Source organism: Nostoc sp. FACHB-133 (assembly GCF_014698055.1).
Taxonomy (GTDB): domain Bacteria; phylum Cyanobacteriota; class Cyanobacteriia; order Cyanobacteriales; family Nostocaceae; genus Nostoc.
In genome coordinates this window covers 71,092-86,434 of sequence record NZ_JACJSH010000012.1, presented here as the reverse complement: position 1 = coordinate 86,434, position 15,343 = coordinate 71,092, and the positions used below count along the sequence as shown (strand labels likewise).

Sequence of the window (15,343 nt, the reverse complement as noted above, 5' to 3'; positions counted from 1 at the left end):
TTATGCCCATTGCCTCAGCAAGCTTGATTTTGTACAGTTCCAAAAAAATGAATTAACATTAACACTAACCAACAAATTGGCTTACAGCCCTTTTCAAGTAATTAAAATACACCACTTCTTACTTCCCAAATCAAAACACTATACTACTTAATATTTGAGTGAAATTACTTGATAGTAGAATTCCTGTAAATGCTAATTATCCCCTGGCAAAAATTACTGGCATGAAGTAATAAAAGTGATTAGCAAAATCTAGTTTGGAACTCGTTATCCAGAATCAAAAAAATTTGATTATAAAAAATATACTTTCCGGTTATGAAAAACCATACCAAGTAATTGTAGTTATACAAAGACGGTTCTTTTGCGTAGAACTGGAAGGCAAAATTATTTCTTCTTGAGGTCAAGTAATGCAGGTGGTGTCAGCTAAAGATATTACAGAGCAAAATCAGTCCCAAGAGGCTTTACAAATCAGAGAAAATAGTCGTCGAAAACAAAGCCAGACATTAGTACAACTGGCAAGAAGCAAGACATTTCAACAAGGCAATCTTAATGCAGTATTGAAAGAGATCACAGAAACTGCTGCTCAGACGCTTTTAGTCAAGCGAGTTGGGGTGTGGTTATATAATGAAGAACGCTCAAAGATTGAATGCATCGATTTATATGATGTAAACACTAAGGAGCATAGCTTTGGTAACTCGCTTTCACAAGAAAATTATCCAGCTTATTTCCAGGCATTAGAAGAAGAACGTACCATTGCCGCAAATGATGCCAGAAATGATACAAGAACCAAAGAATTATCCGAGCCTTATCTTTGTGTTTTAGGCATCACATCCCTACTGGATGCACCCATTTGGCTAGAGGGTCGTTTGGTAGGCGTAGTTTGCCACGAACACATAGGCGAACTTCGCGAGTGGACTTTAGAAGAAGAAACTTTTGCTGGCTCGATTGCAGATTTCGTGACTTTGGCTATAGAAGCAAGCGAGCGAAACATGGTACAGGAAGCACTGCGGCAGAGTGAGGCGAAATTTCGAGCAATTTTTGAACGTTCTTCTATTGGTATTGGACTTATAGATATGAAAGCGCAGATAGTCGATACTAATCCGGTACTGTGCGAGATTTTAGGATACAACCGAGAAAAACTATACGGTAAGCGCTTTACAGATTACATTTCCACGCAAAAGGGGGATTTAAAACTTTACAAACAACTAGTGTCAGAAATTGGCAAAAACTCAGGGAAAATTTCAAGGTTCGCCTTCCCAGTCTCCCAACTTGAGGAACAGGCTGTCGATAAACATCACATTGAGATGGAAAGACGCTGCTTACATAAAGATGGTAGCCTAGTTTGGACTCATATCTCTGTTTCTGTTATACCAGACAGCAATGGTGAACCTGAGTTTTTTCTAGCGATGATTGAGGATATTACTGAACGCAAGGAAACAGAATTGAAACTACGTGCCTCTCAAGAAGCAGCAGAAGCTGCTAGTCGGGCAAAAAGTGAATTTTTAGCAACCATGAGCCACGAGTTGCGAACACCTCTTAATGCGATTATGGGCTTATCGCAGTTGCTGCAACAAGAAGTAGTTGGCTCTCTCAATGAAAAGCAGAACGAATATGTAAGTTGTATATATAGTAGTGGTGAGCATTTGCTGGCACTGATTAACGATATTCTTGATTTATCGAAGGTAGAAGCAGGCAAAGAAGAACTGTTACTGTCACCTTTACCAGTATCTGATTTATGTAATTATGCCATCTGGACAGTGCGCGATCGCGCCTCAGAAAAGGGGTTAAAACTCACCTACAAAATTGACCTACAAGAGGATATTTGTATTGCTGATGAGCGGCGCATCAAGCAAATGCTACTCAATCTGCTCACCAATGCCATTAAATTTACCCCAGCCGGTGATGTATCGCTGGTAGTGAAAAAAGTACCTCAAGGAATAACCTTTACAGTTTCAGATACTGGAATTGGTATAGACCCAAATCAGTTTCAATTTCTATTTGAACCATTTAAACAGCTTGATAGCCAATTAAATCGGCAGTATGAAGGCACTGGTTTAGGTTTAGCTTTAACACGCAAGCTCGCACGTTTGCATGGTGGAGATTTAACTGTTACATCGACTTTAGGAGAAGGCAGTCAGTTCACTTTGTTTCTACCAAATCCAGTACTTTCGAAAGCAGTCGAAAATGAAAAAAATGAGGAAGATCAGGGAGATGAGGAAGAAGATTTGATTTTATCCTCCTCACCAGACATCCCCAAAAATAAAACTATTTTACTTATAGAAGAAGAGGAAAAAACTGCTACAGTTTTGCAAGACTATCTTCAGTCAATTGGCTATAAAGTCAAGTGGATAAATAATGAAACCGATTTTTTGAAACAGGTGCAAAGCCTCCAAGCAGATTTAGTTTTTTTTGATTTCCAGTTAACTAAAAAAACTAGTATCTTAAATTTGCTAAATCTCCTTAGACAAAAGCCTTCTTGGAAAGATACGCCAATTGTAATAATGACTTTGAACGAACCGATAGAAAAAGAAATTAACAAGTTACCAGGTAGTGCTAATGACTATCTGGTTAAGCCAATTCGCGCAGTCCAGCTAGAGTCATTACTAATGCGATATTTGAGCTAATTTTATTATAAATATTCTTGTTTACTGGTTAGGCAATTTCGTATTTAAAATCATTGTCAACTGCCGTGATTACCAGTTATTAAAACAAGCAGATTATTTAGACTATGAGATGTTTTTTCTCATTGCTACATGGCGAATGCTTGCTTCTTCAAATATTTCTCCCTCTTCTATAAAATCCAGTTTTTTATATAAATTTTTCACATATTCTTGAGCGTGAATCACTACTTCTGTAATATTTTTGTTAGCTATAATCTGTAGTGCCTTTTCCATAATTTTTGTACCAATACCCTGTCCTCTAGCTGTAGATAAAACTGCAAGCCTTTCTATCTTGGCAGTTTTATCTTCCAAGTATCTAATTCTGGCAGTACCAACAGCTTCTTCATTTAAATAAGCAATCAAATGTTCAGATATTGCATCTTTGCTATCAAATTCTAAAGCAGGATCTACATTTTGTTCATCCTGAAAAACTATTCGTCTAATTGCTTTAATTGTAGGAAAATCTTTAGACATGTCAGCAACTTTTATAGATAAATTACTCATCAAACTCTTTCTGTTGTTAGATTATAAAATAATTAGGATATATGGCAATATGCTTAGAATAGCGATATTTCGCCTCAGAAGCTCATCCGAACCCGCTTATAAAAAACAGGATTACTTTTTCTATTATAGGATCATAATGTCAGGAATAATTTTAGCTTAATCGTAGCCAAACCAAGGCATTTATCTACTTTTTATGGGTAAAATTTGAATTGAATTTTAGGGATCTAAATGTAGATTTTACATCACTGTCTCTGAAAAATAATGTTAGTTCTATATACTCAAAATTTTGCCATATCTCAATTTAATTGTAAACTTGCTTTACTCACCTTAATGACCCAAGTTGTTTTGGCAGAATCCTTATTTCTGTGGTTCTGATTAAATTTATCATTGAGACTTGATTGCAATCAATTTGGAATTAACAATTTCGAAAAAGTCTTAACCTAAATTTGTACTAACTTTAACTCAATCTTTGCCTATGCTGTATGCCTTAGTAAGAAGATTGTGTAGTAACTCTGGTAAAGTACTGTATTTCAATCGAGTTTTAGGTGTATACCTGCCATTAACCCAGAGCTAGAAGTCAAGCTGGAGGTTCTTTAGGAGTTACTGTTTACTGCATTTAAGGATTGGAGATTCATGAAACTGCAACTGATCCAATTACATATACTCTGAACCAAATTCACTGGAGCGTAGACCCATGATAAGCACAAATGCTGTTTGCACGGAGAAAACCAGGTGTCTACGCCGACAGCATGACATTTGCATATTTTCTGTGGAGTTTTCTTAACTATTCTTGAGGAGTACAAATGCTTGAGGCTATCGCTGTTGCTTGGTTATTACTGTTTTTTGGTGATTTTCTATCTACATTTATTTACCACGTACCCGAGCATGTTTTTGGTAGCCTTCATTTAAAAACGCACCACTCCTGGAAAAAAGATTTCCGCCACTACGCTATTCTGACTTTTAATCCTCAAGTTCTTTTAGATGGTATCTTAGGAGCTTTGCCTTATGTACTCATAGCAGTAGTCTTGTGGTCTTTCTCTCCCATTGGCGTTATTTCGGGATTACTGCTTGGTCAGGTTCATGTATGGTGGAGACACATAAGTGTACTTGGTTGGCAAACTCCAAAGCCTATAAATATTTTATGCCAAATTTTATTTGTTACTACTCCTGAGAGACACTGGTTACATCATCACAAAACTAATTTAGGTTTCGGTGATATTTTTACATTCTTTGAACAACCTGCACAAATGTGGTTACGCTGGCTTCGGTTACTCAGACTTCGTTTTCGCTACTCTCGGATCTAACTGAAGCTACTACTTATCTCAATACTTTTCAAACGTACCAAAAGAAGTTGCGATCGCAGCTTCTTTTGGTACGCTATTTATCTTTTCAGAAAAATATATTAATTGCTACTACTGTCTGTGGCTTTGTGTAAGCCCTAAAATAAGCGAATTACACAAATAGAAGTATACCTTTGTAACGAAGTATAAAGGTATTTGCTAATGTTCAACTTCACTGTTATATCGCCAATATTTTTGGGAAAGCTAGCCTTAATTAGTAAATTATTATATCTCTAGATTTTTATGATAATTTCTCTCTTTTCCAGAGAGGGCTGTTTTCCTTCTACTTTTCGGGTATCTCCTAAGCCCTTCGGGCACGCTTTGCAAACGAAGACGTTACGCGAACGCAGTCGCTCATGGGGAAAATACCCAAGAGCGTCCTGTCTCACTTCTTGCCCTCTATCTCCTGCCTTCATTGATAAAATTAATCACCCAATTTGCTTGAATGGGGTTAATTTGCAACTTGCTGCTTATGAGGTGTTTTATGTCCCCAGTTAGCCTCAGAAAGATTCTCAACAAAAAAGAATTGCCATCTCTCCTTCATAACTTAGTCCACCAGCTCAACATTGCTATTGATGTTGAACTAGTAGACGGCACAAAACTACTTAGCATTGGGGAGCAAGCTACCGAAAACCGATATCCAATCGAAATGTCAGGAGAAATCATCGGTTGGGTTGTGGGAGGAGAACAGGCAACTCTAGTTGCAAGTTTGCTCTCATTGTTGGCAAAGCAAGAAGCTGAGAAGAAAGTGCTGGCCATAGAATTGCTAGAGCGATACCAAGAAATTGATTTGTTTGACGATATCTCGACTCAACTCGCAACAAGTTTGGATACGCGACAGATTGCTCAACTCGTGCTTCAGGAATTAAGTCGATTAATTGAATCGTCTGCGGGGATGATTCTGCTTTTGAGTCCAGATGCAACTGCATTTGAAATCATTGCCGAATTTGGGGAGTTTTTTGACGATAGCCACCCAGAACCAGGTAAGGGAATTATTGGCAACATTGTGCAATCCAACCGGGCAGAACTGATCAATGATGTGCAAACCGATCCTCGATTAGAGGTGAAAAAAAACGTTAGCGCCATGATTTGTGTACCGTTACGAGCCAAAGAGCGGGTACTGGGAGCGATCGCGATTGGGGCATCCAAAACTGAATCATACAAAGCCGAACACCTGAAACTTGTGAGTATCTTTGCCTCTCAAACAGCGATCGCCATTGACAAAGCTTTGCTTTATGAGCAAAGCACTCAAGCAGCAGTTCAGGCACAAGCCCAGACAAAAAAGCTTCAGAAAGCTCTTCATGAACTGCAATTGGCCCAAACTCAGTTAATTCAAAGCGAAAAAATGTCCAGTCTCGGACAACTTATTGCCGGAGTTGCCCACGAAATCAACAACCCGGTTAACTTTATTTGCGGCAATTTAAAGTATGTTGCCGAATACGCCCAAAACTTATTACACCTATTAGAAAACTATCAGAAATTCCTACCTGTTGTCCCTCCAGAGTTGGAATCAGAGTTAGACAATATAGACCTGGAATTTATCATACAGGATCTCCCCAAACTGCTAGATTCGATGAAGTTAGGCACCGGTCGCATCGTAGAAATTGTCCAATCACTGAAAAACTTCTCCCGCCACGACGAAGCCGAAATGAAAGCCGTCAATATTCATGATGGTATCGACGGCACGCTAATGATTCTTCATCATCGCCTGAAAGCAGATATTCACCGTCCGGCAATTGAAATCATCAAAGACTATGCAAAACTTCCCCTCATTGAATGCTATCCCGGACAGTTGAATCAGGTGTTTATGAACATCCTGGCAAATGCCATTGATGCTTTGGAGGAGACAATGAGTAATGGGGAATGGAAAAATTCTCATTCACCCCATCTTCTTGTCCCGCCATCTCCTCACTCTCTACTCCCCACTCCCCAAATCACTATTCGTACCAAAGTTCTCGATCGCCAGTGGGCTGTGATTCTAATTGCCGACAATGGCCCAGGCATGAAGGAGGAGGTTATTCACCGCATTTACGATCCCTTTTTCACCACAAAAGATATTGGTAAGGGAACCGGATTAGGTATGGCAATCAGCTATCAAATTGTTGTAGACAAACATGGAGGAATGCTCAAGTGTCGTTCTCAACCCGGTGAAGGCACAGAATTCTGGATTCAGATTCCCTTAAATTGTGCAGTGGTGGCCCCTACTGAAGAAGAGAATTACACCTCTGCCTCGCCAACTGCCACAACGATATTACCCCATATACCCGATGCTGATGGTTTCATTCGATCAACAATTCCAATGCTCAAACCGACGGATTTACTGACTCGTCATACTCACTTGATCCAGCGACTTTCACAGCACAATCCAGATGTGGAAACTGCATCACCCGATGAAATTTACCAGATGTTCCAACGCCACCCAATTTCATTAAAGCTTTACGCCACTTTGTTGTCTTGGTTCTGTTGTTCTAACCCTACCTAAAATACGCCACTAGAGAAACCTTAGCCATGTTTAAGCAACTTGATGAATACAATAGTCAGCTATTTGAAAAATGTCCTGTTGGCCTAGCATTATGCCGAACAGATGGGACGCTAATTAATATCAACCATGCTTATGCTGAAATTTTGGGGCGCACTGTTCCAGAAACCCTAAATCTCAGCTATTGGCAAATTACTCCTGAAAGCTATGCTGCCTCTGACCAAGCTACCCTAGAGAACCTAGAACAAACTAGTCGCTATGGGCCTTACGAGAAGGAGTTAATCCACAAAGATGGGCATCTGGTTCCGGTCAGAATCTCTGGACTGATGATTGAGAAAGATGGGGAGCAACTGATCTGGTCTAGTGTGGAGGATATCAGCGACCTTCGACGCATTCAGCAGGAACGCCAACATAATGAACAAATCCTGAAACAGAGTGAAGCCCGATACCGCTCTCTGGTGACAGCTAATACACAAATTGTCTGGGTAAGCACACCAGAAGGAATTTGCTTTGAACTGGCAAGCTGGATAGCTTATACAGGTCAAAGTCTAGCTGAAGCTGAGAATGGGGGATGGATTAATGCTGTTCATCCTGACGATCGCGCCTACACCGGAGAAGTCTGGAGTGCTGCCGTGGCAAACCTGAGTATGTATCAAATTGAATACCGAATTTGTGGCAAGGATGGCAATTATCGCTACTTTTGGGTCTGGGGTGCGCCCGTTATCGAAGAAGATGGCAGCGTCAAGGAGTGGATTGGCACCTGTACCGATATTCACGATCGCAAGCTGGCAGAAGCCGAAAATCAGCGTCTTAAAGAACGATATCGCTCGTTAGTAACTGCTACTTCACAGATCGTCTGGGGAGCTACCCCGGAAGGACTGGGAATAAGCAATGAAATGCTCACCTGGATGGACTATACGGGGCAGAGCGAAGCTGAAGTTGAGGGTTGGGGCTGGATTGATCCAATTCACCCCGATGACCGTGCCAGTTCCACAGAAGTTTGGAATACTGCTATGGTAAACCGAGCTATCTACCAAACCGAATATCGGTTGCGTAGCAAAGATGGCACATACCGCTACTTCTCTGTCTGTGGTGCCCCTGTCCTGGAGAAAGACGGCAGCATTCGGGAATGGATTGGCACCTGTAATGATATTCATGATCGCAAACAAGCTGAAGCTGAAAATCAACGTTTATTGGATATGTTGAATCATTCCAGCGATGCCATCATCGTCCGTGACATGAGCGACAAAATCTCTCACTGGAATCAAGGTGCCGAGAGACTCTACGGTTGGACGCGTGAAGAAGTAAAAGGCCAATGCATTCAAGCATTTCTCAAAAAAATCTTTCCAAAACCAAAAGAAGAAATCATCGCAGAGTTATTAGAGCAAGGTAATTGGGAAGGAGAAGTGCAACACTTCACCCATTTTGGCAAATTAATTATTGTCCAGAGCCGATGGACATTGCAACGGGATATCGATGGTCAGCCCTGCGCGGTGCTAGAAATTAATACTGATATCACTGCCCGCAAACAAGCAGAAATTTCTTTGCGGCAATTGAATCAAGAACTGGAAGCTAGAGTTGCAGAGCGGACAGCTGCCCTGCAAAATACCTTAGCAGAAGCACACGGATTAAATGCCATTTTAGATAACTTAGCAGATGGTTTGTTAGTAGCAGACACCGCAGGACAAATTACCCACTTCAATCCTGCCTTTTTAGCTATGTATGAATTGACAGATACCTCTGTCAACGGTCACTACCGAGAACTGCCAATATCTGGTTTAGCAGAACTGGTTGCCCGAACTCAATCTCATCCCAAAGAGGTGTTTTCTGCTGAAGTTGCGCTGACGAAGGAACGTATTGGTCAGGCAGTGGCAACCGCTATTTTCAAAAAGACGGTAGAGCAAGAACCCCCTACCTGCTTCGGTTCTGCGCTGCTGATTCGGGATATAACGGCAGAAAAAGAGATTGACAAGATGAAAACCGACTTTATCTCAACAGTTTCCCACGAACTGCGAACACCACTAACTTCTGTTCTCGGTTTTGCATCGATTATTAAAGAAAAGCTAGAAACCGATGTATTCCCAATAATTTCTACTGAAGACCGCAAGCTTCAAAAAACGATTAAGCGGGTGGCTGACAATCTTAACATTATTGTGTCGGAAGCAGAACGGCTCACGTCTTTGATTAACGATGTCTTAGACATCGCCAAGATGGAAGCAGGTAAGGTGGAATGGCAGATGCAGCCGCTCGATCCCAGCGAATTACTCGATTGGGCAACCAATTCTACCGCCGGGTTGTTTGAAACCAATGGCTTGCAGTTGGTTAGCGAGATTGAACCTGGACTGCCTCAGATAGTAGGCGATCGCAACCGTTTGCTGCAAGTTTTAATCAATCTGATTTCTAATGCCGTTAAATTTACCGAATCTGGTTGTGTTACTTGCCGCGTCAAACAAGGAGACGACGGTGTTTGCATCAGCGTCATCGACACAGGTATTGGAATTGCACCAGAAGATCAGCCAAAAGTGTTTGAGAAATTCCGCCAAGTTGGTGACACCCTCACCGACAAACCCAAAGGCACAGGGTTAGGGCTACCCATCTGTAAACAAATCATCGATCATCATGGCGGTAGAATTTGGGTTGAAAGTAAACCAGGGAATGGCAGTATATTCTCATTCATCATTCCCACCTACACCAGCGATCAAAAAACAACTACTAATCTGAATCTGGATACGCTAGTCAAACAACTTAAAGAACACGTCATTACCACAAACCCAGTGGTGAACAAAAACCGTAAAACCATTTTAGTTGTGGATGATGACGCTAACATTCGGGAACTGCTTCGTCAACAACTAGAAAATGAAGGCTACAACGTTCAGGAAGGAAAGGACGGCGTGGATGCAATTCATCAAATTAAAATAGCCCGTCCCGATCTGATTCTCTTGGACGTGATGATGCCCCAAATCAACGGTTTTGATGTGGCAGCTGTTCTCAAGAATGATCCTCAGACCGCAGACATTCCGATCATTATTTTGTCAATTATTGAAAACAAAGAACGGGGCTACCATATTGGTATTGATCGCTATCTCACCAAGCCCATTAATACAGAGAAACTCCTCAACGAAATTGGCTCACTGCTTTACCAGGGTACTTCTAGTAAAAAGGTATTAGTTGTAGATAAAAATGCATCAGCTTTAAAAACCTTATCCGATGTACTAGAAGCTCAGGGATACAACGTGATTGAAGCCTCTAATCCGCAAGAATGCATCAATAAAGCTCTGTCAGCCAAACCTGACATGATCATCATCGATTCTATCTTCTCTCAAGAAGGTGATTTGGTGAAAACCCTACGGTTTGAGAAAGAGTTAGAAAATGTATTTTTTATTATGCTGTCTGAGTAGTAATCGCTCCTACTGGGGAATGGGGAAGAGGCAAGGGAGAAACGGGCAGGGGGACAAGGGGGACAAGGGGGAATTATTGAACAAGTCTCTCTCTTGTCTCCCCCCTCTACCTTGTCTCCCTTGTCTCTTCTTCATGTTCAATGCCCAATACCCAATTCCCAATACCCAATTCCCAATCCCCAATTCCCAATACCCAATTCCCAATCCCTAATTCCTATGACTCATAAAATTCTGATTGTTGACGATGAACCCAATATCTTGATTTTGATGGAACAAGCCTTAGAAGCATTAGAAGACGAGGGCGTAGAACTTCTAACTGCTAGAAATGGAGAAGAAGCTCTTGAAACTATTAAAACTGAAAAACCAAATCTAGTTTTTCTCGATGTGATGATGCCTAAAATGAACGGTTTGCAAGTCTGCCACATTGTTAAACATGACTTGGAAATGACTGACATCTACATTGTCATATTGACAGCTAAAGGACAGGAATTTGATAAACAAAAAGGGATTGAGGTTGGTGCAGATTTATATCTAACTAAACCATTTCGTCCCAAAGAAGTACTTGAAAAATCAAGGCAGGTGTTGGGATTTTGAGTAAAATTATGAACAATTTTAAAGTTTATCGCATTAACAATAAATACCAAGTATAGATGATTTGAAAAACCATGTATGTCGTAGGGACAATATCTAGAGGGAAGCAGCTTTGCGTTTACATAAATTGCCCCTACAGCGCAGGTCTATTTACCATCCAAGAATGATTAATAAAAACCTGAAATGACATACTTACCTTGATTCACAACATAATTATTTTGTGTAGTCCTAGCTTTTCACTGCGTAGGCGTAGCCCGTCGTAGACATCGCACTAATGGGAACAATCAACACAAATCTGTTGACATTTCATTAATGGATCAACGGTTAACAGTACTCATGTCAGGGTAGCGCTCACCTGCTGCTACACCTTTTGGTGCAACTGCTTCCAGTCGATTCAACTCTTCTTCAGTCAGGGTAATATCGGTAGCTGCAATATTCTCCTCTAAGTAGGTACGGCGTTTTGTACCAGGAATTGGGACAATATCTTCTCCTTGGGCCAATAGCCATGCTAGTGCAAGCTGACTAGCAGTTACTCCTTTTTCCGTGGCAATTGCCTTCACTTGCTCAACTAATTTCAAGTTCTTATCAAAATTCTCACCTTGAAAGCGAGGTGCATTTCTGCGATAGTCATCAGGTGCTAGATCTTCAAGTTTAGCGATCGCACCTGATAGAAACCCTCTTCCTAATGGGCTATAGGCAACAAACCCAATTCCTAATTCCCGCACGGTAGGTAAAATTTCATCCTCTGGTTCTCGACTCCAAAGAGAGTATTCTGTTTGGAGTGCTGCAATGGGATGAACTGCCACAGCCCGCCGAATCGTCGCCGGAGCTGCCTCTGAAAGCCCTAAATAACGCACTTTCCCCAGCTTTACTAGCTCTGCCATTGCTCCGACAGTATCCTCAATGGGTACGGTTGAATCTACCCGATGTTGATAATAGAGGTCAATCACTTCCACTCCCAGACGTTTTAGTGAGGCATCGCAAGCTTGATGGACATATTCGGGTTTGCCGCTAATTCCTTTCCAACCACCATCTTCAGTACGGACATTGCCAAATTTGGTTGCTAATACTACTCTATCTCGACGATCTTTAATTGCTTTGCCTACTAATTGCTCATTAGTAAAAGGCCCATACATATCGGCAGTATCAAGAAAATTAACTCCAAGTTCCAATGCTCGATGAATTGTAGCGATCGCCTCATTTTCATCACGACCACTATAAAATTCAGACATTCCCATGCAACCAAGTCCGATAGTTGAAACTTCTAACCCAAGTTTTCCTAGTTTTCTGGTTTTCATCAAATAATCTCCTAGTCAGTAATTGGTCAGAAAAAATCAGCTCTTTCAGCATTATCCCTTTCCCTATCATCTAGCCATCTACACTTAGAAGTATTTCCTGAGAAAAGTAATTAAAAAATATATTTATCATCGAACTTACGCAAAACCTTAGCCAAAAAGAAAGATTTTTTTCTTAGGGCAATTCATGTAGACACAAAGCAGATACTCCACAAGTTCTCCAACGGAGTAACCGCAGGATATCCTACCGTGCGTGTAATTTTGCATAAGTCCTATAAACAGACAGAATTCATTCTGACCAAAAAAGCGCATAGTGTAGTGGGAACAAGTCTACTTACCCCTGCTTATTTAGAAGATAATTATGGGAAACCTTAATTTGTGAGAGCGAAAGGCTTTTGCCAGAAGGAACTAGAATTAGTAAACACCTAGCTGGGTTCTTCTGAATTTTGAAATTAGGAGTGCATGTGTGCCAAAATCCCCTAAATATTTGCTGATTGGATCAACCGAGACTTACAGCGGTAAATCTGCAACTGTTCTGGGTTTGTCTCATCAGCTACAGCAAAAAGGACTGGATATTACCTACGGTAAACCGCTTGGTACGTGTCTAAATTCGTCTAGTGGAACCGTAATTGAGGAAGATGTCCAATTCATCGCTCTTAGCCTCAATTTGCCGGAAAACCGTGTTGCACCCACAATGCTGGCTTTGGATGAACTCAATGTGCAAAAGCGCTTACGAGGGGAAGACAAAACCGATTATCAGCAGTCCCTAATACAGCAATATTTACAAATGTCCCAAGGAGATTTAGTATTACTGGAGGGGCCTGGTGATTTTTCCGAAGGCAATTTGTTTGACTTGTCTTTGCTGCAAATGGCTGAAGTATTGGATGCTGGTGTGCTGTTAGTAAGCCGCTATAAATCGTTGCTTTCGGTTGAGGCGCTATTGGCTGCTAAAGGGCGTGTGGGCGATCGCTTGATGGGAGTTGTGATCAATGATATCCCTGTCACCCAACTAGAAGCGGTTAACACTCTCTTGCGTCCGTTTTTGGAACAGCAGGGGATTCCCGTACTAGCTATGCTGCCGAGTAGCGATTTGCTCCGCAGTATTAGTGTTGGCGAACTGGTGAAGCAGTTAAAGGCTGATGTTCTTTGTCGCAACGATCGCATGGATTTGTTAGTGGAAAGTCTGGCAATTGGAGCAATGAATGTCAACTCTGCTGTCAAGTATTTCCGCAAACGCCGAAATATGGCAGTGGTGACAGGAGGCGATCGCGTAGAAATTCAGCAAGCGGCTTTGGAAACTTCTACCCAATGTTTAATTCTCACTGGTCAACTACCACCGCCACCGTTCATTCTCAGTCGTGCTGAAGAACTAGAAATCCCCATTTTATCTGTTGACTTAGACACTCTCACCACTGTAGAAATTGTTAACCGTACTTTTGGGCAAGTCCGTCTCCACGAGCCAATTAAGGTTCAGTGCGTTCGCCAGTTAATGTCTGAGCATTTTGACATTGACCGCTTGTTATCGAAACTGGGTTTAACTCCCGCAGCAGCATTGTCTTAGCCTCATCAACTCAAATAATTGAGATCATCAATGCTCAGTTATCAGTTAGGAGGCTGTATTACTGCTAAAGGCATAACCAGCTCGTTGTCACCTCCCAGGCGACGGCGGGCTGTTTCCCTCCGCCCCATAGCTGGGAAGTGCTTAGTTGCAGCAGCTAATCCAAAAACAGGCATATTTCCGTAAATCGCTTCATACCTTCCCGGTTCGATTAAATAAGTTTCCTGCCAAATACCAACACTACTAGCAGTACTAATGGCTCGATTAAACTTCTGCCAAGCTTTTAGGTGTGCATAAGCTGGATTTCTGGCAAAACGCTCCAAATCTTCAAGCGATTATTGAACCAAACAGTCGAAAAATTGTAGCAATGTCTAACTCAAGTTTTCCTCGCATCTACACGCTGTTTGGTAAAATATCTGGGTCGTTTAATCGGATTATGTCTATCTTTGAGCCAATCAACAGACCTTATTAACCTAGACACATTAGCCCAAGAACTGGCGACCATCCAGCAAACTGGTTCTAAAAGAATCGCCTTGTTGGGTTCTCGTCACGTTCCGATTACGCACCAGAATCTTATTGAAATGATGACTTATGCCCTAGTTTTATCGGGTAATCGCATCATTACTTCTGGTGCTACAGGTACAAACTCAGCTGCCATCAAGGGAGCAACGCGGGCTGATGCAAATTTGTTGACGGTGATTCTACCCCAAAGCCTGGAACGCCAGCCTTTAGAATCGCGCCAGCAGCTAGAACAGGTAATGCATTTAGTGGAAAATCCCAGTAATGATAATCTGTCTCTTGCTGAAGCTAGTTACCTGTGCAACAAGGAGATTGTCTCCCGTTGCCAGCAACTGATCTGTTTTGCGTTTCACGACAGTCGCACCCTGTTGCAAACTTGTCAAGATGCAGAAGAACAAAGAAAAGTGGTAACGCTTTTCTACTTTGATTAGTCATTTGTCATTTGTCTTTTGTCATTTGTATTTGACTCATGACCAATGACTGATGACTGATGACTAATAACCAACAACAATAAGTAATGATAATTTTTTTGTACTCGATTGCTGCTGCCGTCGTTCTGATTTACATGCCATTTTTGGTAGTAGCTTATGCCCGTATGCGTATTGGCAAGGAAATGTTTTCTACTCCTCGCGCCATGTTTGATAAATTGCCGCCTTATGCCCAACGAGCTACTTGGGCACATCAGAACACCTTTGAAGCCTTTATGGTATTTGCCGCAGCCGCATTAATGGCTTACGTAACTGGTGTAAATTCTTTTACGGGGCAAATAGCTGCGATCGCCTTTGTGGTGGCTCGTTTCCTATACTCGATTTTTTATATTTTGAATATACCCCTTTTGCGATCGCTTATGTTTGCTAGCGGCATGGTTGGCTCTATCACTCTGATCTTCTTGAGCATCATGCAAGCTACTAATTAAGTATGGAATGGCGAATGGGGAATGGGAAATTGGGAATGGGAAATTGGGAATTGGGAATGGGGAATTGGGCATTGAACATGAAGAAG

The 15,343-nt window shown here is 41.5% G+C and carries 11 protein-coding genes; 8 read left to right on the top strand and 3 right to left on the bottom strand.

Annotated features, from left to right (window positions below; all coding sequences use genetic code 11):
* Positions 1-404: 404 nt before the first annotated feature.
* Complete coding sequence (locus tag H6G86_RS12540; protein WP_190934609.1) at positions 405-2,621, top strand: hybrid sensor histidine kinase/response regulator; 2,217 nt, start codon at positions 405-407, stop codon at positions 2,619-2,621.
* Between the two features lie 102 nt (positions 2,622-2,723).
* Here the strand turns inward: H6G86_RS12540 and H6G86_RS12535 are convergent, their stop codons facing one another.
* On the bottom strand, positions 2,724-3,161 hold the full coding sequence (locus H6G86_RS12535) for a GNAT family N-acetyltransferase (protein ID WP_190934608.1): 438 nt from the start codon (positions 3,159-3,161) through the stop codon (positions 2,724-2,726).
* A gap of 803 nt (positions 3,162-3,964) precedes the next feature.
* Between H6G86_RS12535 and H6G86_RS12530 the strand changes: the two genes are divergently transcribed.
* From H6G86_RS12530 to H6G86_RS12515, 4 genes are all read left to right on the top strand, one after another.
* Positions 3,965-4,465, top strand: coding sequence for a sterol desaturase family protein (locus H6G86_RS12530; protein ID WP_190934607.1), 501 nt, complete (start codon positions 3,965-3,967; stop codon positions 4,463-4,465).
* A gap of 520 nt (positions 4,466-4,985) precedes the next feature.
* On the top strand, positions 4,986-6,983 hold the full coding sequence (locus H6G86_RS12525) for a GAF domain-containing sensor histidine kinase (protein WP_190934606.1): 1,998 nt from the start codon (positions 4,986-4,988) through the stop codon (positions 6,981-6,983).
* Between the two features lie 26 nt (positions 6,984-7,009).
* Positions 7,010-10,378, top strand: a complete 3,369-nt coding sequence (locus tag H6G86_RS12520) for a PAS domain S-box protein (RefSeq protein WP_190934605.1) — start codon at positions 7,010-7,012, stop codon at positions 10,376-10,378.
* A gap of 216 nt (positions 10,379-10,594) precedes the next feature.
* The gene (locus H6G86_RS12515) at positions 10,595-10,972 is read left to right on the top strand and encodes a response regulator transcription factor (RefSeq protein WP_114086157.1); all 378 of its coding nucleotides are present in this window, start codon (positions 10,595-10,597) and stop codon (positions 10,970-10,972) included.
* A gap of 314 nt (positions 10,973-11,286) precedes the next feature.
* Here H6G86_RS12515 and H6G86_RS12510 read toward each other — a convergent pair whose 3' ends face one another.
* Positions 11,287-12,267, bottom strand: a complete 981-nt coding sequence (locus tag H6G86_RS12510) for an aldo/keto reductase (protein WP_190934604.1) — start codon at positions 12,265-12,267, stop codon at positions 11,287-11,289.
* Between the two features lie 463 nt (positions 12,268-12,730).
* Between H6G86_RS12510 and H6G86_RS12505 the strand changes: the two genes are divergently transcribed.
* The gene (locus tag H6G86_RS12505) at positions 12,731-13,825 is read left to right on the top strand and encodes a phosphotransacetylase family protein (protein ID WP_163934832.1); all 1,095 of its coding nucleotides are present in this window, start codon (positions 12,731-12,733) and stop codon (positions 13,823-13,825) included.
* 41 nt (positions 13,826-13,866) lie between these two features.
* Here H6G86_RS12505 and H6G86_RS12500 read toward each other — a convergent pair whose 3' ends face one another.
* Positions 13,867-14,145: a monooxygenase family protein gene (locus H6G86_RS12500; protein WP_242064800.1), complete on the bottom strand. Its 279-nt coding sequence runs from the start codon at positions 14,143-14,145 to the stop codon at positions 13,867-13,869.
* Between the two features lie 123 nt (positions 14,146-14,268).
* Between H6G86_RS12500 and H6G86_RS12495 the strand changes: the two genes are divergently transcribed.
* Complete coding sequence (locus H6G86_RS12495) at positions 14,269-14,772, top strand: hypothetical protein (RefSeq protein ID WP_041565591.1); 504 nt, start codon at positions 14,269-14,271, stop codon at positions 14,770-14,772.
* A gap of 86 nt (positions 14,773-14,858) precedes the next feature.
* Entirely contained in the window at positions 14,859-15,257 is a 399-nt protein-coding gene (locus H6G86_RS12490) for an MAPEG family protein (RefSeq protein ID WP_190934603.1), read from the top strand.
* Positions 15,258-15,343: the final 86 nt, after the last annotated feature.